A 17,870-nucleotide genomic window follows, 5' to 3' on the forward strand; every position below is an offset into this window, starting at 1 on the left:
TATGACCGTGACGCCGCTGGGGATCCCCCGCCGTCTGCTGGAGTTCACGATCGACGGAGAGCCGGTGCGGGCTCCCGAGGGCTCGACGATCCTCGACGCCTGCCGGGCCGCCGGGAAGGACATCCCGACGCTCTGCCAGGGCGACACCCTCACCCCGAAGAACGCCTGCCGCGTCTGCGTCGTCGAGGTCGAGGGGTCCAGGACTCTCGTCCCGGCCTGTTCCCGCAAGACCGAGCCCGGCATGGAGGTGAAGACCGACACCGAACGCGCCCGCCACAGCCGCAAGCTCGTCCTCGAACTCCTCGCTTCCTCGGTCGACTTGTCGACCACACCGCAGGTCGCCGAGTGGATCAAGGAGTACGAGGCGAAGCCCGACCGTTTCGGCCCGGACGCGGCCCGGCTGAACGAACAACCGAAGATCGACAACAACCTCTACGTCCGCGACTACGACAAATGCATCCTCTGCTACAAGTGCGTCGACGCATGCGGCGACCAGTGGCAGAACACCTTCGCGATCTCCGTCGCCGGACGCGGCTTCGACGCCCGTATCGCGGTCGAGCACGACGCCCCGCTCACCGACTCCGCCTGCGTGTACTGCGGCAACTGCATCGAGGTGTGCCCGACGGGAGCGCTCAGCTTCAAATCGGAGTTCGACATGCGGGCGGCCGGTACGTGGGACGAGTCGGCGCAGAGCGAGACGACCACGGTATGCGCGTACTGCGGAGTGGGCTGCAATCTCACGCTCCACGTGCAGGACAATGAAATCGTGAAGGTCACCTCGCCGCACGACAACCCGGTGACCCACGGCAACCTCTGCATCAAGGGCCGTTTCGGCTACCAGCACGTACAGAACCGGGGCTGATCAGGACATGGGACGAGTCACGGAACGACGCAAGGTGATCCGTATCCGCGACGGGGCGGTCTCGTCCCGCCCGGACACGCTCGTCGCCGAGGAACCCCTGGAGATCCGGCTGAACGGCAAGCCGCTCGCGATCACGATGCGCACTCCCGGGGACGACTTCGCGCTGGCCGCGGGGTTCCTGGTCAGTGAGGGTGTGTTGGGCGAGGCCCATGAGCTGCAGAACATCGTGTACTGCGCGGGGGCGACTGCCGACGGCTCGAATACGTACAACGTCGTCGACGTGAAGACCGCCTCCGGCGTCGTCATCCCCGACATCACCCTCGAACGCAACGTCTACACGACCTCCTCCTGTGGCCTGTGCGGCAAGGCGAGCCTCGATGCCGTCCGTACGACGGCACGGTGGGCCATCGACGACGGTGAAGCCGCCCCGGTCCGGCTCGAACCCGAGCTGCTCGCGAGCCTCCCCGACCGGCTGCGCGCATCTCAGCGGGTCTTCGAGCGGACCGGGGGGCTGCACGCGGCGGCCCTGTTCACGGAGGACGGCGAGCTGCTCGACATCCGTGAGGACGTGGGCCGGCACAACGCGGTCGACAAGCTGGTCGGCCGCGCCCTCCAGAACGGCGCGCTACCGCTCTCCCGCACGATCCTGCTCGTCTCGGGGCGGGCCTCCTTCGAGCTCGCCCAGAAGGCGGTGATGGCGGGCATACCCGTGCTGGCCGCCGTCTCCGCGCCCTCGTCCCTCGCGGTGGACCTGGCGGCGGAGTCGGATCTGACCCTCGTCGGCTTCCTCCGGGGTGCCTCCATGAACGTGTACGCGGGCGAACACCGGATCGCCCTGCGGACCGCGGCCGCCCACGGCTGACCGGCTCCCCGCGACACGATGGCGGGGCCCTCGACCGGCGGGGAGCGCCCCCTGCGCCGTGATGAGGGCCCTGCCTCAGCTTTTCGCGCCGCGATGAGGCTTCGCCTCAGTCGCGCCGCTCCTGGGGGCTCTGCCCCCAGACCCCCGTATCGGCCTTGCGGCCTCGTCCTCAAGCTCCCCCAGCTACCGCTGGGAGGTGCCCCCAGACGGGCTGAACTTGCTGGACCGGCGTTTGAATCGGCACCGGTGACGATCCACCCTGACTCATCTGTTGCGCCGTCAGAATGAACTCCCCCAGCCGCAGCACCCGGCCTCCCCCATCCGTGCCCCCGGCCGTTTAACAGTCGCCGCAAGGACATCCATGATCACGCCAGCCGACGGAACGACCCCTGCACGCTTCTTGTGGGCTCCCTGAGACCCCAAGTACCGTGCGTGGCGCGCACGTTGGACGTGGGATGTCCAGATGTCCGGACGGATGAAGGGCAGGTCGCACCATGCCGTCAAGTGTTCGCGCACGTCTCAGAACCACCGTCACCGCAAGCGTCGCCACCGCCGCGCTGCTCGCACTCTCCCCACAGCCGGCTCCCGACCAGCAACGGATCCAACCGGCCGCCGACACCGCCGGGTTCGAGCAGCAGGTCCTCTTCAAGGCCTCCCAGGATCCCGGATACGCGTGCTATCGGATCCCCGCCGTCGTGAAAACGACGAAGGGCACGCTGCTGGCGTTCGCCGAAGGCCGGGTGAACGACTGCAGTGACGCCGGCGACATAGACATCGTGCTCAAGCGTTCCACGGACGGCGGGCGAACCTGGGGTCCCCTTCAGGTCATCAACGAGGGCGGGGGCGACACCCACGGCAACCCCGCCCCGATCGTGGACCGCGAGACCGGGCGCATCGTGCTGGCGGAGACGTACAACCCGGGCCGTACGGACGGTCAGAACTGCGAGGTGCCGTGTGACCGCACGCCCCACATGCAGCACAGCGACGACGACGGGCTCACCTGGTCCGAGCCGCGTGACCTCAGCGACGAGATCCTGCCCGACCACTGGAACTCCTGGTATGCCACCGGGCCCGTACACGGCATCCAGCTGAGCCATGGCAAGCACGCGGGGCGGCTCGTCTTCGGCGTCAACGCCGAGACGTGGAACGGCGAGCGAAGCGAGATGGGGGTCCCCCCGGCCGAAGACTGGGGGAGGGTGTCCGCCAACCACGCCGCGCTCATCGTCAGCGACGACGGCGGCGACAGCTGGCGCATCGGGGCGACGGACTCGTATCCGATACCAGCAGGCGGTACGTTCCGCCAGAAACCGTCCGAGATGAGCATGACCGAGCGGGCCGACGGGGTCATCGTGATCAGCGGCCGTGAGCAGGACGGCACCGATCTCGGGCACCGTACGCAGACGTTCAGCCGTGACGGTGGCGACAGTTTCACGTCGCCGTTCCGTACCCAGCCTGACCTCTACACACCCCAAGTCCAGGGTTCCACGCTGCGGTTGGGCGACCGGCTGCTGCTCGCCTGTCCCGCCGATCCGGACCGGCGCAGGACGATGATGGTCCGTTCCTCTTACGACGGCGGGCGCACCTGGGACAGCGTGGACCGTGGCACGGTCGTCACGACGGACTGGTCCGGCTACTCGGACATGGTGCGCATCAGCCACGACACGGTCGGCCTGATGTACGAGGGCGGGGCGATAGACGCGCGCGACGAGATCCGTTTCGCACGGTTCACCGAGGACTGGCTGCAACCGCGTCGCGGACCCGACCCGAAGACCATCGACCTGGCCTCTCCCACGCGTCCCGCGGCGGTCCTCGGCGGCGCGCGCACGACGGACGGTGTGTCCGGGCGGGCGATGGAGTTCGACGGCATCGACGACGCCGTGAGGCTGCCGTACGACAGTGAACTGCCGTTGGGGGCAAAGGACTTCACGGCGTCGCTGTGGTTCCGCTACACCGCCACCAGCGGTGAGCAGCCGCTGCTCTGGATGGGCGGGGTCGGCCTCACCCAGCCGCAGGTGTGGCTGCGCGGCGAGCCCGCTTCCGGTCGTATTCAGGGGCAGATCACGGTCCGGGACGGTGCGAGCCCGGCGCAGTCCGCCACGGTGCGCACCAGTGGCGCGTACAACGATGGTCAGTGGCACCATCTGGCACTGCGGCGCGGTGGAGGGGCGCTCACGATGTTCATCGACGGCACGCCGATCAGTACGGCTGACCTGCCGGGATCCGTGAGCCGTAACTCACCGTTCGGTGTGCACATCGGCCAGAAGCTGGACAGCCGGGCGCATTTCGCGGGCGCGATCGATGATGTACGGGTCTACGACCGGGCGCTCAGCGACACAGAGTTGTACGAGGTGAACAGCAGGGGCTCTGTGACGCGGGACACCGTCCTGTGGCTTCCCATGGACCGGGTGCGCGACAGCAACTAACGTCCCGTGCCGTGCCCGAATACTCGCGAGTACGACACCGTTCGGGGGCCGGGCTGGGACTCCTCCTGGCCCTGGTCCTCGGCGCGGTGCTGCTCACCGCTCTCCCGGACGAAGACGACGACGACCGGGAGGGCGCCTGCACGCCTCGTACGGTCTCGTCGTGGGCGGCGGAGCCGGACCTCAATGGCGAGTTCACGCGGTACGGAGACGACGCCTCGCGGGCCGACGACTGGACCGGCGGCGACGGCACCCACTCCGTGCGGCTGCCGGACGGCCGGGTGCTGTGGCTGTTCTCGGACACATATCTGGGCAACGTGTACGGGCCGCCGAACCCGGTGGGCGAGTCGTTCGCCTGGCGGGACCAGAACGCGCCCCTGGTGCGCAACTCGGCCGTCGTCATGTCCGACGGCCGCCTCCAGAACACCCTTCCCGCGCCGCTGTTCCCCGACCCGGCCCCCGGTCAGTGGCGCTGGCCCGTCGCGGCCAAGGTCGAGGCCCGCTCCCCCGGGTCCTCGGAGAAGGTCGTACGCGTCCTGCTGTGGACCCGTGCGAACGGCACGTACCCCTGGATCTACGGCGTCCCCACCGCCACGGAGGTGGCCACGCTCTCGCTGCCCGATCTGCGGGTCGAGGGCATCGTCAAGGTCCTCGACCAGCAGCAGGTGCGGGAGCCGGAGAAGCGGGTGCTGTTCGGCACGACGGCGGTGACCGAGGACGACGACTGGACGTATGTGTTCGGCGGCGACGACGCGCAGGCCGCCTCCCGCCCGGCCTCGAAGGCGTACGTGGCGCGGGTGCCCCGCGACCGGCTTGCGGAGCCGGACGCCTGGGAGTACTGGGACGGCGGGCGGTGGTCCACCATCTCGTCGCGGATGAAGCCCGTGCTCGGTGACGGGCAGCGCAAGGGTGTGGGCAGCGCGTTCACGGTCGCACGGGACGGCGGCACCTGGGTGCTGTTCACGATGGCGGCGGGTGCCGAGGGCCTGACGACCGTCACCTCGTACTGGGCGTGCTCACCCACCGGTCCATGGCGTGGGCCCACCAAGGGCTTCAGCCCGCCGCTGCCCGAGCAGAGGTCGGGAGTCGCGGCGTACAACCCGCAGGTGCACCCGGCGCTCGGCGGGCGGCTCGTGCTCAGTTACGACGTCAACTGGCTGGACGCGACGGGGACCGCGGCGCAGGCGAATCTCAGTCGGAACGTGTCCCTGTACCGACCGCGATTCGTGACGCTGAAGCTGAGCTCGGGCTGAGTTCCGGCTCGGGGTCGCGGGAGCGGCGCTTGGCGATCACCGCACAGACCATCAGCTGCATCTGGTGGAAGAGCATCAGCGGCAGCACGGCCAGCGATGCCTGCGCCCCGAACAGAACGCTCGCCATGGGCAGTCCGGCTGCCAGGGACTTCTTCGACCCGGCGAACTGGATGGCGATCCGGTCCTCACGGCTGAAACGCAGCGCCTTCGAGCCGTACCAGGTGAGCGTGAGCATCACGGCGAGCAGCACCGCCTCGACCGCGAGCAGCCCGGTCAGCCGCAACGGGCTGACCTGCTGCCAGATGCCCTGGACCATGCCTTCGCTGAACGCCGCGTAGACGACCAGGAGAATCGAACCGCGATCGACGAGGCCGGTGATCCGCTTGTGACGCCCGATGAACTCCCCTATCCAGCGCCGCAGCACCTGCCCGGCCACGAACGGCACGAGCAGTTGCAGCACGATCTTGAGGATCGAGTCCGCGGAGAATCCGCCGCCGGTGCTGCCGAGCAGCGTCGCCGCGAGCAGGGGGGTGATCACGATGCCCGCGAGGGAGGAGAAGGAGCCCGCACAGATCGCAGCGGGCACATTGCCGCGCGCGATGGACGTGAACGCGATCGACGACTGCACCGTCGAGGGCACCAGCGTCAGGAAGAGCAGTCCGATGTAGAGCGAGTGCGTCAGGAACACCGGTTCAAGTGCGCGGGCCGCCAGACCGAGCGCCGGGAACACCACGAACGTGCAGGCCAGAACGGTGACATGGAGCCGCCAGTGCCGCAGCCCGTCCACCGCCTCACGGGTCGAAAGCCGTGCCCCGTACAGGAAGAAGAGCAGCGCGATCGCGCCCGTCGACACCCCGGACGCGACATCGGCCGCCGTCCCCCGCGCGGGCAACAGCGCCGCGAGGCCCACCGTCCCGAGCAAGAGCAGGATGTACGGGTCGATCGGCAGCCAGGACGGCCACGTCAGGCGTTTCACGGTGCTCCGTTGCTGAGTCGGTTCATGTTCGTTGTCTGTGTCGTCCCACGATCCGGACACAGGATCGTGCCCTCTCCATGGTCCTCCTCCGGACCGTGATCGGGAATCCTGCATACGGCTCTGACTGTCATCACGAATCGCGATAGCCTGAGGAACGTGTACGACCCTTCACACCTGCGTACGTTCCTGGCGGTGGCCCAGACGCTGAGCTTCACCCAGGCCGCCCGGCGCCTCGGCCTGCGCCAGTCGACGGTCAGCCAGCATGTGCGCCGGTTGGAGAGCACGGCGGGGCGGCAGCTCTTCTCGCGGGACACCCACTCCGTGGAGCTGACGGAGGACGGCGAGGCCATGCTCGGCTTCGCCCGCCGCATCCTGGAGGCACACGAACAGGCGGCGGCGTTCTTCACGGGGACGCGACTGCGCGGCCGACTGCGCTTCGGCGCCTCCGAGGACTTCGTACTGACCCGCCTTCCCGAAATCCTCGAGGGCTTCCGCCACGACCACCCCGAGGTCGACCTGGAGCTGACGGTCGAACTCTCGGGCACATTGCACAAGCAACTGGCCGACGGAAAGCTCGACTTGGTCCTCGCCAAACGCCGCCCCGAAGACCCCCAAGGCGAACTCGTCTGGCACGACCGCCTGGTCTGGATCGGCGCGGAACGCCTCCGCCTGGACGCCGCGAGCCCGGTACCTCTGATCGCCTACCCCCCGCCGGGCATCACCCGAGCCCTCGCCCTGGAAGCCCTGGAACGCGAGGGCCGCCCCTGGCGCATAGCCTGCACAAGCGGCAGCCTCAACGGCCTCATCGCAGCAGCCAGAGCAGGCCTGGGCGTAATGGCCACTCCCAAGGCCTGATCCCTCCGGGCCTGGTCAAGGTCCCCCCAAGAGCAGCCCTCCCCGAACTAGGCAGAGTCGACTTCGTAGTAACCCAATCCACCCGCCCCACCCAATCCCGGGTCGCAGCAAACGCCCTGGCCACACGCATCCTGCAGGGCGGAGTAAGCCCACACACAGGCCGCTGAGCGGATTCGGTATGCCCTGAGGCGCGTTCAGCCTGAACAACAGACGCCCAGGGAAGCGCCCCGTAAGGGGCGCGGGGCTGTGCCCATGTGCGGCTCCGCCGCGCGGGCGCGACCAGCCACCCCCAACCCGCAGGGCCCCCCCGCCCCCAGGGGCACCCACCCCACGGCCCACCTTCCGGAGGAGATTCCGTGGAGATTGGGCGCCGGAAACCTACGCACCCGTAAGAATTCTGCCCCGACCTACCCCGTTGAAGCCGTAAATAAGTCCGTGACCAGCACAGATAACAGCACGAACCCACAAGTCACCACCACTCCCGCGGCAGCGCAACCTGGGGTAGCTTTCACGGCGCTGTGCTGAGCGCCACAAGGAGCGGGGATTGCGCGAGTTCACCAACCCTCCGTTGGCGTCGGCGCCGCCGGTGGGCGGCCTGGCCGATGCCGTCTACAGCCATGCCCTGGAGGATCCCCTGTACCCCGCGCTCGGCCGCAAGGACGAGCACGGCGAGTGGCGCGATGTGACCTCGGCGGAGTTCCGCGACGAGGTGCTGGCTCTCGCCAAGGGTTTGCTTGCCCAGGGCATCCGTTTCGGCGACCGGGTCGCGATCATGTCCCGTACGCGCTACGAGTGGACCCTCTTCGACTACGCCCTGTGGTCCATCGGCGCCCAGGTCGTGCCGATCTACCCCACGAGCTCGGCCGAGCAGGTCTTCTGGACGCTGCACGACTCGCAGGTGTCGGCGGCGGTGGTGGAGCACGAGGACCACGCGATGACGATGGCCACGGTCATCGAACGGCTGCCGATGATGCGCCGGCTCTGGCAGCTCGACGTGGGCGCGGTGCAGGAGCTGTACGAAGCGGGCGCGCACCTCGACGACGAGGTGGTGCACCGGCACCGGCGCGCGGTCACACCCGAGTCGATCGCGACGATCATCTACACCTCCGGAACCACCGGCCGCCCCAAGGGCTGTGTGATCACGCACGGCAACTTCATGTTCGAGGCGGACACGGCCATCGAGCGCTGGGAGCCGCTGTTCCACTCGAAGAAGGGCGACGAGGCGGCGACCCTGCTGTTCCTGCCGCTGGCGCATGTCTTCGGGCGGATGGTGCAGGTCGCCGCCATCCGCGGCCGGGTCAAGTTCGGCCATCAGCCGCAGATGAGTGCGGCGGCCCTGCTGCCCGACCTCGCCGCGTTCCGGCCGACGTTCTTCCTGGCGGTGCCGTACATCTTCGAGAAGGTCTTCAACGCGGCCCGCAGGAAAGCCGAGCGGGAGGGCAAGGCGGGCCCGTTCGAGAAGGCCGTCGAGGTCGCCGTGCGATACGCGGACGCCGTGGAGGCGAAGGCCTGGGGCATCGGGCCGGGCCCCTCGGCGGCGCTGCGGGTGCAGCACCAGCTCTTCGACAAGCTCGTCTACTCCAAGATCCGCGAGGCGATGGGCGGCCGGATGAAGCACGCCATGTCCGGCGGCTCGGCGATGGACCGGCGGCTCGGGCTGTTCTTCGCGGGCGCGGGCGTCCAGATCTACGAGGGGTACGGCCTCACCGAGTCCACCGCCGCGGCGACCGCCAACCCGCCCGAGCGCACCCGGTACGGCACCGTGGGGCAGCCGTTCCCCGGCACCACCGTGCACATCGCGGACGACGGCGAGGTCTGGCTGCACGGCCCCAACATCTTCCAGGGCTACCTCAACGACCCCAAGGCCACCGACGCGGCCCTGCACGACGGCTGGCTGGCCACCGGCGACCTGGGCTCGCTCGACGAGGACGGCTTCCTCACGATCACCGGGCGCAAGAAGGAGATCCTGGTGACGTCCGGCGGCAAGAGCGTCTCGCCCGCGCAGCTGGAGGAGCGGGTGCGCGACCATCCGCTGGTCGCGCAGTGCATCGTCGTCGGCAACGACCGCCCGTACATCGCGGCGCTCGTCACGCTGGACGCGGAGGCCGTCGAACACTGGCTCCAGATGCGCGGCAAACCGAAGCTCAAGCCGGCCGAGCTGGTACGCGACCCGGACCTGGAGACCGAGGTACGCCGAGCGGTGGTGGCGGCGAACACACTGGTCTCGCAGGCCGAATCGATCCGTACGTTCCGGATACTCGCCCACCAGTTCACCGAGGAACACGGGCTGCTGACACCGTCGCTGAAGCTGAAGCGCAAGGCGATCGAGAAGGCGTACGCCTCCGAAGTCGAGGCGCTGTACCGGGCGTAGCGCTCCGCGGAACCCCCCGGGAGCCTGCGACTTCGAGCAGCTACACCAGTTGGTAGCCCCGCAGGTTCGTCAACAGGAGATGGCAGTCCTGGAGGGAACCGGAAGTGTCGCCCAGGGAGCGGTAGATGCCCCATTTGGGGCGTACGCGGTCGGCGAGGAAGGTGTCGACGCCCGTCTTCGACTTGTCGATGACCGTGGTGGAGCCGCTCTTGAGGATCCAGCGGACCGAGCCCGCCGAGCCGTTGCCGATCTTGATCTGGAAGTCGACGTCGGTCCATTTGTTGTGCAGCGGCTCCAGGTTCGTACGCCCGACGAGGATGTCGTCGGTGAAGAGCTTCAGTTCGATGGTCTGCACGCCGTCCACCCGGCGCAGCGACTGCACGACGATCGGCGCGCTGCCGGCGCCGGGTTGCTTCATTTGCATGATGTGCGTGAAGCTCGTGGTCGCCTTGAGCGAGCTCGGAATGTACATCGAGTACGTGAGCCGCCAGGTCTGACCCTCGGTCCACCTGAGGTAGTTGTTGCCGCTGCCGTTGCGCAGGCCGGTGACCTCGTGGCGCTGGCGGTCGGTCGAGGTGTCCCGGTCGACGGTGTGCATGTTGAAGCGCCAGTTGTTGCCGGTGGCGTAGATGTGCGGGGAGGCGGCGGGGTGCGAGTCTGCGCGGTCGTCCTCCAGGGTCTCGAAGGCGCCGAGCCCGTCCTCGCTCGCCGACGGGGACCACTTCAGCTGCCAGGAGGCGGCGGCGTCCCTGCCGGTGGCGTGCGCGCCGGCGGCCGGCAGACCGACGGCAGCGGCGGCCGCGCCGCCGAGTGCCGCCCCGAGCAGGTTTCTTCGTGTGGTGCTCACAGGTATCTCACCTCGTTCTTGATGGGAGGTCATATACATGCACCAAGTTCAGTAACCTGAGACAGAGTCGCGTCATGACGGGCCACGGTCAATGGTCTGTACCGATAGGCTCGGAGGGACGATCGACATCCGGCCAGTCCCCGATTCCGTCGGCGAAGGCACAGTGCAGGAATGATTGCCGGCCTGTGATCGTTGACGATGGGATACCAACGACGACTAAAGGATCGAGAGCCAGTGAGCAAGGTCCCCCCGATCATCCTGAACAACGGCGTCGAGATGCCGCAGCTGGGTTTCGGTGTCTGGCAGGTCCCGGACGACGAGGCGGATCAGGCGGTCACCACCGCCCTTGAGGCCGGGTACCGCAGCATCGACACCGCCGCCGCCTACGGCAACGAAGAGGGCACGGGCAGGGCGCTTCGCGCCTCCGGCATCGCCCGAGAGGACCTCTTCGTCACCACCAAGCTCTGGAACGCCGACCATGGCTACGACTCGACACTGCGCGCCTTCGACACGTCCCTGGCCAAGCTCGGCCTCGACTACGTGGATCTGTATCTGATCCACTGGCCGATGCCGGACAACGGCACATACGTGGACACGTACAAGGCGTTCGAGAAGCTGCTGGCCGACGGGCGCGTCAAGTCCATCGGCGTCTCCAACTTCCTTCCGGAGCACCTGGACCGGCTGATCGAGGCGACATCCGTCATCCCGGCCGTCAACCAGATCGAGCTGCACCCCCACCTGCAGCAGCTCGCCTCGCGCGAGTACCACGCTCAGCAGGGCATCGCCACCGAGGCCTGGTCACCGCTCGGCCAGGGCAAGGGCCTCCTGGAGGTCCCGGCGATCGTGGCCATCGCCCAGAAGCACGGCCGTACGCCCGCGCAGATCGTCCTGCGCTGGCACATCCAGCTCGGCAACGTGGTGATCCCCAAGTCCGTGACCCCGTCGCGGATCAAGGAGAACATCGAGGTCTTCGACTTCTCCCTGGACGACGAGGACATCGCCGCGATCAGCGCGCTGAACGAGGACCGCCGCATCGGCCCGGACCCGGCAAAGCTCCACGTGACCTGACCGCACACCGCTCGACCCACTCGAAGCCGCCGCCCGCCTCGCTCGGGCGGCGGCTTCGCGCGTGCGTCCGGCCGTACCCCCCAGGTATGGCGACAAGGAACGCTCCGCCGAGCGGCGTAAGACGGGCGCTGCCTCCACGCCGTCGGGATCAGGGTCGGTCAGGGTCGTCGAAAGGCAGACTTTCCGGACAGAAGGGCCCCACAGTGCGTATGCGAACTATGACCCTCGCCGTTGCCGCCCCAGCCACGCTCCTCGCCGCCGGAGCGCTCCCCGCCGACACGTCCGTCACTCCCACCAGAGCGCGCGAGGGCGCGGTCGGTGCGGCCGACCTGCTGGCCGAGGTGACGTCCTGCTCGCGCGTCTCGGACGGCCTGTACAGCACCGACGCGGGGAAGTCGCCGTCCGTCCCCGTCTGCGGCAAGAAGGGCGCGGTGTTCTGGAAGGCCGACATGGACATCGCCTGCGACGGCCAGGTCACCGCACGCTGCAACAGGGACACCGACCCCTGGTTCCACGCCGGCACCGCCTTCCCCCAGTCCGACGGCAGACCGCTGAACTCCCAGACCCTGCCGTACGTCGTCGTACCCGCCCCCAGCGGCATCTGGAACTACGCGAACGCCGGCATCAAGGGCGGCAGCGTGGTCGCCGTCATCCACGACAACCAGATCCAGTACGCCGTAGTCGGCGACACCGGCCCCACGGACATCATCGGCGAGGCTTCGTACGCCACCGCCAAGTCCCTGGGCATCGACCCGGCACCGGCGACCGGCGGCACCGCCTCGGGCGTCACCTACATCCTGTTCACGAACTCCCGCGTCTCCCCCATCGAGAGCCGCAGCGCGGCGGCATCCCTCGGCGAGTCACTGGCGAAGCGGTTCCTGAGGGACAACTGAGTTCCGAGGGGTTCCGAGGGGTCCCGCGGGGTTTCAGCACGTCCGTCGGTACTCCACACCGGGCAGATACGTACGCCACTCCGCCTTGGTCGCCCCGCCCCGCGCCCGAGCGCAGGCCAGGGCGGCGGCCCGCTTCGGGTCCAACGGATATCGCCGCAGAGGCAGATACGGTGTCGCCACCCTCAACTCCCGGTCCCCGGGGCGAATCCGACGGCGAGCACCGGCCCGTCCCCCGCCGGGACGGACGCGGGCGACAGCCGAGGTGAGGCGGTCTCCCATACGCGTACGGAGCCGCCCTCGCCCCCTGCCGCGAGCAGCGAGCTGTCGGCCGAGAACGCGAGCACGGGCGGCTCCGGAGCGTCGTCGGCGTCGACGAGCACGGCGATCCGGTGCCGGCCGCGGGCGTCCCACAGGAGATCCGCCCGTCGAAGGTCGAGACGGCCAGATAACGCCCGTCGGGATACGGATCGCGGCGGCGGCGACCGTCCTCGCGCTGATCCCCACCACGCTGGACCTTCGCGACACCGCCAGCCGCGTCGACGACGTCACCTCCATCGCCCGCACCATCGAGCGCATGGGCGAGCCGGGCGACGCCATCCTCTACATGCCGCTACGCCGCCGCGTCTGGTCGCTGCCCTATCCGGACGCCGTCGCCGGGCTGCGGGACCTCGCACTGGACCGGAGCCCGGTCGCCTCAAGAACCTTGTACGGCACGGAGGTTCCCGGCCCCGTCATCCGTTCCAGCATGCTGGAGGCGTCGCGGATCGTCGCCGTACGCGACCCTGCGGGACAGCCGGTGGACGCGATCGCGCAGGAAGCGGTGAAGCGGGACGTCCTGGCCGCGTACTTCGAGGAGTGCCGTACGCGCGAGGTGAAGGGCGCCCGGGTCACGGTGTTCGCGCGGCCGGGCGCCTGCTGAGGCCGGGTTACGCGGGCTTCACGCCGACGTACATCGTCAGGGCCGACAGGATGAACACGTCCGGGCGGTGGTGGACGCTCGCCTTGTCGTCCGGGTCCAGGAGCCGGTCGAGGGTGGCCAGGTCGTCGGCGTCGAGGCCGTCGGCCAGGCCATGCCGACGGTGGGTGAGGGTGGTGACGATCCAGGCGCGGGCCTCGTCGGAGACGGGGGCGGGCAGGTCGAGCAGGAAGGTACGGGTCGCGGCGTGGCGGAGGCCGGCGGCGGTCAGCAGGGCGGGCCAGTCCTCGGTCTCCGCCACGGATCCGGGCAGTTCGGCCCGCATCTTGCTGAACCAGTCCTCTTGCACCGCGTCGATACGGGACTGCAGGCCGGGGCGGCCGATGCCGATGTCGCGCGGGAGGTAGCGCGAGGGCAGGCCGCCCTCCAGGAGGGCGAGGGCGCCGCCGGGTGCCAGGCGGCGGGCAAACTCGGTGAGGGCGGCGCGTTGGTCGCCGACGTGGTGCAGGGCTCTGCTGGACCAGAGGAGGTCGGCGGGGTACTCCAACTCGCCGATTCCGTCGGCCAGTTCGGCCTCCAGAGTGCTGAAGCGGTCGGCGATTCCGTGCTCCTCAGCACGCGATCGGGCGGCTTCCAGGAGGGGCGGCGCCCCGTCCACGGCGACGACGCGTGCCTGCGGGTACGTGTCTGCCAGGAGGCAGGAGATGACACCGGGGCCGCTGCCCACGTCCGCGATCAGCTCCGGCTCGGGTTGCCACTCTCGCAACCAGGTCGCCGCGTCCCGGTACACCGGAGTGAACAGTGCTGCCTCCTGCTCCAGCATGGGCAGCCACTCCGCGAAGTCGATCTCTGTGTGATCGTGCGCCATGATTCCTGACCTCTCGTTCGGCTTGCCTCCAGGGTGCGGCGCGAATCCCTGAAACGGCCACCTTCCTTGCCGAACCAGCAAAGAGTTCCCCAGCCCCGCCCCTTCCCGAAAGGGGGGCTGCGCCCCCAGGCCCCCGCCGGGGGGTGGGGCGCCTCCGGCCGGGGGGTGGGTTCGTGGGGTGGGGGGGTGGGTGCCTACCGGGGTGGGGGTGACACGTTGTGTCGCGGCTGCGGGTGCGTTGTGGCTGGTCGCGCAGTTCCCCGCGCCCCTAAACAGCCTGCGGCTGCCCGCACCCCGGAGAGGAAGCGAACCGGGAAAGCCCGCACCCCGACGAAACCGGCACCCTCCCGCCGGTGGGAGGGGACGTGGGCCGGTGCGTCGTATGCCCGTCGCTTAGCTTCGGTCTGGGCAGACCTGCGCCCTGTGTCAGCACGGGGCCGTATGCCCTGTTGGCGACGGGCTGACGCACCGGACCGCGGCCCCGCACCCACCACGCACCCAAGGGGCGCGGGGAACTGCGCGACCAGCCACGACGGCGCCGCAGCCGCCCAACCGCCGGAGGCACCCCGCGGGGAACTGCGCGAGCAACCACAACGCACCCGCACCCGCCCAACCGCCGGAGGCACCCCGCGGGGCCGCGCGACCAGCCACAACGCACCCGCAGCTTAAAGCCGCGCCCCCAGCGGAGCGCCTACGCGGAGCTACAACGCCGGATGCGCGTTCCGCATCAACTCCTGGAACTGCGCCGAGAACCAGTGCCCCGACAGCGGAGCGTCCGGCAACGCACCCGACATGTTGAAGTTGTTCCGAGGATTGCCCTCGTACGTCGGGTCACACATCCGGTCGAACCCCTTGCCCTCGTCGTTCGGGATCTCCTTGCTGGCCCCGTCCGACTCCCCCGGCGGCTTCATCCACACATACGCGTCGATGCCGGAGGCAGGCGCGGCCTGCGGGCGCTCGCCGAGCCCGGCGCCGGACTGGTTGCACCAGTTGCCGGGGTTGAGGCGACGGTCGTACCGGCCACCGTCCACGTAGGTGTCGACACTGGTCATAGCGCCCGGCCCGCTGGGCCGGGAAGCCCCACCCCAGCCATTACGCGACGTATCGATCAGCATGCCGACACCCGAGTCGAAGCCCACCGACACCAGCTTCTCCCGGAACGCCTGCGCGAACGACAGCTCGTCGACGTACCGGTTCCAGTCGACCCACTTCGACTCACGGACCGACTTCCCGGCCACGGTGTCGTTGATCGTGAAGTGGTCCTCCTTCAGGGCGCTGTAGTTGGCGGTGTTGGTGATGAAGCCGTGGACGTCGTTCACCGTGGCGCCCTCGGCGGTAGCCGCCTGCTTGAACACATCGGCCGACGGGCCGAAGTTGTCGTCCCAGCCGATCCAGCCGTGGTGCCCGGCGTCCACGTAGTTGTAGACGTTCTCCGTGTCGCCGAGCTTGTTGAGGGCGTAGCCGACGCCCTTGACGTAGTTGCCGTTGGCCTTCATCACGTCGCACTCGGGCGTGGCCGTGGGACGGCCGCCCGCGTTGGTGACGAGGTTGGGCAGCGAGTCGATCTCGATCGTGGTGACGATGCGCAGGTCGGCGTACTTCGGGTCGGCGAGAATCGCCGCGATCGGGTCGATGTACTGCGTCTTGTACTTGTCGATCTCCGTCGGCCCGAGCTCACCGTTCGACGCCAGCGCCGCGCAGTCACGCCCCGGCAGGTTGTAGATGACGAGCTGGACGACCATCTCGTCCGAGCCCTTCTGCTTCAGCGCCTCGTCGAGGTGGGCACGCAGACCCATCTTGCCGCCCGCACCGTTGATGGCGGCGATCCGGTCCAGCCACACGCCGGTGGGCTGGTTGGCGATGCGGCTGCCGCCTGTCTCGGCGCGCGCATTCGCGGACCACTGCGGGTTCACGTACACCTTGGCACCCGCGTACGGGTTGTCGACCTTGGGACCCGTCGGGTCGGGCGGATCGGTAGGGCCGCCGCCACCGTCGACGTTGCAGGTCACGCCGTCGAGCGTGAAGGTGGTGGGCATCGCGTTGGTGCCGCTGTACGAGGCGTTGAAGCCGAAGCTGATCGAACTGCCCGTGGACAGCGTCCCGTTGTAGCTCTCGTTGGCGGCTGTGACCGCGTTGCCGCTCTGGCTGAGGTTGGCGTTCCAGCCGTTGGTGATCTTCTGGTTTCCGGCGTACGACCACTTCACGGCCCAACTCGTCTTGGCCGCGGTGTGGTTGGTGACCGTGACCGCGGCGGTGAAGCCGGAGTCCCACTGGTTCTGCACCTTGTAGTCGACGGTGCAGGGGACGGCGGCCGGGCCGGCATCCGGGGGCATCGCCGCGACAGCGGTGCCCGTTCCCGAGGCGAGCAGCGCGAACGCTGCCAGTAACGCTGTTCTCGTACGACTCATGATGTGCGGGTTCCTATCCGTCGAGGGAGCGCAGATGATCGCGCAGCCCGATGCCGAACGACGTCGGTGTGCCGTCGTAGTGGGAGATCAGTGCCGGACCCGAGTTGCAGTTCCAGGTGTTCCAGGTCCAGCCGAGGTACGACTGGTCGTGCTGGTCGAACCACGCCATGACGCGGTCGATGAAGGAGTGCGCGCAGGTGTTCTCGCCGATCTCGCCCGCCACAAGCGGGACTTGGGCGGCGACCGGGGCGAGCGTGGAGTCCCAGCAGCTCTCGTTGGAGCAGGTGTTGAAGTTGTAGACGTGCCAGGCCGCGGCGAGATTGCCCGCCGGGTCGGTCGGCTGGTACGTCAGCCACTGGCTCAGGTCGTTCGAGTACGCGAGCCCGCCCGCCAGGATCACGTTCGTGGCGCCGGTTTCGCGGATCGTGTCGATCAGGTCCTGCATCCCGGCTACCTCGTAGCCGATGCCGGGGCACGTGCCGCCGTCCCGCCAACAGGTCCACGCCTGCGCGGAGTTGGAGGTCGCGCGGTCCGGATACGGCTCGTTGAACAGGTCGAAGACGACGGTCGGGTCGTCCTTGAAGGTGCTCGCCACCGAGGCCCAGAACGACGGCGTGTACTGCGCGTTGGGCATCGGCTTCTGGCAGCTGGCGTGCACATCGGCGCAGCCTGCCGAATTGCCCGTGTACTGGCCGTACGACCAGTGCAGTTCGAGCATCGGCGTCATGCCGTGCGCCTTGACCTTCGTCACCAGGTCCTTGACGGCGGCGATGTAGTTGGCGCCGGCGTACTCGGGCTTGATGTTGGACAGGCCCAGCCAGCACTCCTCGTTGAGCGGAATGCGGACCGTGTTGACCTTCCAGTCGGCGATCGCCTTGACCGAGGCGTCGTCCACCGGCCCGTCCCAGATGCCGTAGCCCTGGACGCAGGCGAACTCGCCGCCGGAGCGGTTGACGCCGAGCAGTCGCCGGGTGGCTCCGCTCTCGTCGACGAGCTTGTTGCCGGAGACCTTCAGCACGGGCGGGCCGTCGGCAGCAGGAGCCGGCGGATCCGCGGGTTCGGGCGAAGGTGCGGCGGCGGCCACATGCGCAGGCGCCGCTCCGGAAGCCGTGCCGACCGGCGCGATGGCGCCCGCCACGAGGGCGAGTGCCGCACCGGCCAGTAAAAGACCTAAACGCGGGGGGTGTCGCATGAGCGACTCCTCACAGCTCTGACGCGTCGTCACGACCGCGTCGACTGATGGAATCGCTCCCACTGGTGCGGAAGAAGGT

The 17,870-nt window shown here is 68.9% G+C and carries 15 protein-coding genes and 1 pseudogene; 9 read left to right on the forward strand and 7 right to left on the reverse strand.

Going from position 1 to position 17,870, the window contains the following annotated elements:
• Position 1 precedes the first annotated feature (1 nt).
• From OHT21_RS07890 to OHT21_RS07905, 4 genes are all read left to right on the forward strand, one after another.
• Positions 2 to 862, forward strand: coding sequence for a 2Fe-2S iron-sulfur cluster-binding protein (locus tag OHT21_RS07890; RefSeq protein ID WP_328767534.1), 861 nt, complete (start codon positions 2 to 4; stop codon positions 860 to 862).
• Between the two features lie 7 nt (positions 863 to 869).
• Positions 870 to 1,724, forward strand: a complete 855-nt coding sequence (fdhD, locus tag OHT21_RS07895) for a formate dehydrogenase accessory sulfurtransferase FdhD (protein ID WP_328767535.1) — start codon at positions 870 to 872, stop codon at positions 1,722 to 1,724.
• Positions 1,725 to 2,218: 494 nt separating this feature from the next.
• Entirely contained in the window at positions 2,219 to 4,147 is a 1,929-nt protein-coding gene (locus tag OHT21_RS07900; protein WP_328767536.1) for a sialidase family protein, read from the forward strand.
• A gap of 11 nt (positions 4,148 to 4,158) precedes the next feature.
• The gene (locus OHT21_RS07905) at positions 4,159 to 5,397 is read left to right on the forward strand and encodes a DUF4185 domain-containing protein (protein WP_328767537.1); all 1,239 of its coding nucleotides are present in this window, start codon (positions 4,159 to 4,161) and stop codon (positions 5,395 to 5,397) included.
• Here the strand turns inward: OHT21_RS07905 and OHT21_RS07910 are convergent.
• On the reverse strand, positions 5,336 to 6,373 hold the full coding sequence (locus OHT21_RS07910) for a bile acid:sodium symporter family protein (protein WP_328767538.1): 1,038 nt from the start codon (positions 6,371 to 6,373) through the stop codon (positions 5,336 to 5,338). The two genes, OHT21_RS07905 and OHT21_RS07910, sit on opposite strands and share 62 nt — an antisense overlap.
• A 156-nt stretch (positions 6,374 to 6,529) precedes the next feature.
• Here OHT21_RS07910 and OHT21_RS07915 point away from each other — a divergent pair.
• Positions 6,530 to 7,395, forward strand: a pseudogene (locus OHT21_RS07915) (LysR substrate-binding domain-containing protein).
• Between the two features lie 377 nt (positions 7,396 to 7,772).
• Complete coding sequence (locus OHT21_RS07920; RefSeq protein ID WP_328767539.1) at positions 7,773 to 9,599, forward strand: AMP-dependent synthetase/ligase; 1,827 nt, start codon at positions 7,773 to 7,775, stop codon at positions 9,597 to 9,599.
• A 40-nt stretch (positions 9,600 to 9,639) separates the two neighbouring features.
• Here OHT21_RS07920 and OHT21_RS07925 read toward each other — a convergent pair whose 3' ends face one another.
• On the reverse strand, positions 9,640 to 10,446 hold the full coding sequence (locus OHT21_RS07925; RefSeq protein WP_328767540.1) for a Tat pathway signal sequence domain protein: 807 nt from the start codon (positions 10,444 to 10,446) through the stop codon (positions 9,640 to 9,642).
• Between the two features lie 276 nt (positions 10,447 to 10,722).
• Here OHT21_RS07925 and OHT21_RS07930 point away from each other — a divergent pair, with 276 nt between their 5' ends.
• Together OHT21_RS07930 and OHT21_RS07935 are read left to right on the forward strand one after the other, a co-directional pair.
• Complete coding sequence (locus OHT21_RS07930) at positions 10,723 to 11,514, forward strand: aldo/keto reductase (protein ID WP_328773993.1); 792 nt, start codon at positions 10,723 to 10,725, stop codon at positions 11,512 to 11,514.
• Positions 11,515 to 11,717: 203 nt separating this feature from the next.
• Positions 11,718 to 12,407, forward strand: coding sequence for a glycoside hydrolase family 75 protein (locus OHT21_RS07935; RefSeq protein ID WP_328767541.1), 690 nt, complete (start codon positions 11,718 to 11,720; stop codon positions 12,405 to 12,407).
• A gap of 33 nt (positions 12,408 to 12,440) precedes the next feature.
• Here OHT21_RS07935 and OHT21_RS07940 read toward each other — a convergent pair whose 3' ends face one another.
• The gene (locus tag OHT21_RS07940; protein ID WP_328767542.1) at positions 12,441 to 12,587 is read right to left on the reverse strand and encodes a hypothetical protein; all 147 of its coding nucleotides are present in this window, start codon (positions 12,585 to 12,587) and stop codon (positions 12,441 to 12,443) included.
• Between the two features lie 2 nt (positions 12,588 to 12,589).
• A complete protein-coding gene (locus OHT21_RS07945) occupies positions 12,590 to 12,787 on the reverse strand; it encodes a hypothetical protein (RefSeq protein WP_328767543.1) in 198 nt (65 codons plus the stop codon).
• A gap of 194 nt (positions 12,788 to 12,981) precedes the next feature.
• On the opposite strand from OHT21_RS07945, the gene OHT21_RS07950 reads away from it, so the two are divergent.
• On the forward strand, positions 12,982 to 13,326 hold the full coding sequence (locus OHT21_RS07950; protein ID WP_328767544.1) for a hypothetical protein: 345 nt from the start codon (positions 12,982 to 12,984) through the stop codon (positions 13,324 to 13,326).
• 7 nt (positions 13,327 to 13,333) lie between these two features.
• On the opposite strand, the gene OHT21_RS07955 is transcribed toward OHT21_RS07950, so the two are convergent.
• From OHT21_RS07955 to OHT21_RS07965, 3 genes are all read right to left on the reverse strand, one after another.
• Positions 13,334 to 14,191, reverse strand: coding sequence for a class I SAM-dependent methyltransferase (locus tag OHT21_RS07955; RefSeq protein ID WP_328767545.1), 858 nt, complete (start codon positions 14,189 to 14,191; stop codon positions 13,334 to 13,336).
• A 701-nt stretch (positions 14,192 to 14,892) separates the two neighbouring features.
• Entirely contained in the window at positions 14,893 to 16,599 is a 1,707-nt protein-coding gene (locus OHT21_RS07960) for a glycoside hydrolase family 6 protein (RefSeq protein ID WP_328767546.1), read from the reverse strand.
• Between the two features lie 13 nt (positions 16,600 to 16,612).
• Entirely contained in the window at positions 16,613 to 17,791 is a 1,179-nt protein-coding gene (locus tag OHT21_RS07965) for a glycoside hydrolase family 5 protein (RefSeq protein ID WP_328767547.1), read from the reverse strand.
• Between the last annotated feature and the right edge of the window lie 79 nt (positions 17,792 to 17,870).

The sequence above is a fragment of the Streptomyces sp. NBC_00286 genome, assembly GCF_036173125.1.
Lineage (GTDB): Bacteria > Actinomycetota > Actinomycetes > Streptomycetales > Streptomycetaceae > Streptomyces.

Bases quoted from the DNA above. Each gene is read 5' to 3' on its own strand.
- OHT21_RS07950 (WP_328767544.1), top strand. From the start codon at position 12,982: ATGGGCGAGCCGGGCGACGCCATCCTCTACATGCCGCTACGCCGCCGC.
- OHT21_RS07930 (WP_328773993.1), top strand. From the start codon at position 10,723: ATGCCGCAGCTGGGTTTCGGTGTCTGGCAGGTCCCGGACGACGAGGCG.
- OHT21_RS07960 (WP_328767546.1), bottom strand. From the start codon at position 16,599: ATGAGTCGTACGAGAACAGCGTTACTGGCAGCGTTCGCGCTGCTCGCC.
- OHT21_RS07890 (WP_328767534.1), top strand. From the start codon at position 2: ATGACCGTGACGCCGCTGGGGATCCCCCGCCGTCTGCTGGAGTTCACG.
- OHT21_RS07955 (WP_328767545.1), bottom strand. From the start codon at position 14,191: ATGGCGCACGATCACACAGAGATCGACTTCGCGGAGTGGCTGCCCATG.
- OHT21_RS07900 (WP_328767536.1), top strand. From the start codon at position 2,219: ATGCCGTCAAGTGTTCGCGCACGTCTCAGAACCACCGTCACCGCAAGC.
- OHT21_RS07965 (WP_328767547.1), bottom strand. From the start codon at position 17,791: ATGCGACACCCCCCGCGTTTAGGTCTTTTACTGGCCGGTGCGGCACTC.
- fdhD (WP_328767535.1), top strand. From the start codon at position 870: ATGGGACGAGTCACGGAACGACGCAAGGTGATCCGTATCCGCGACGGG.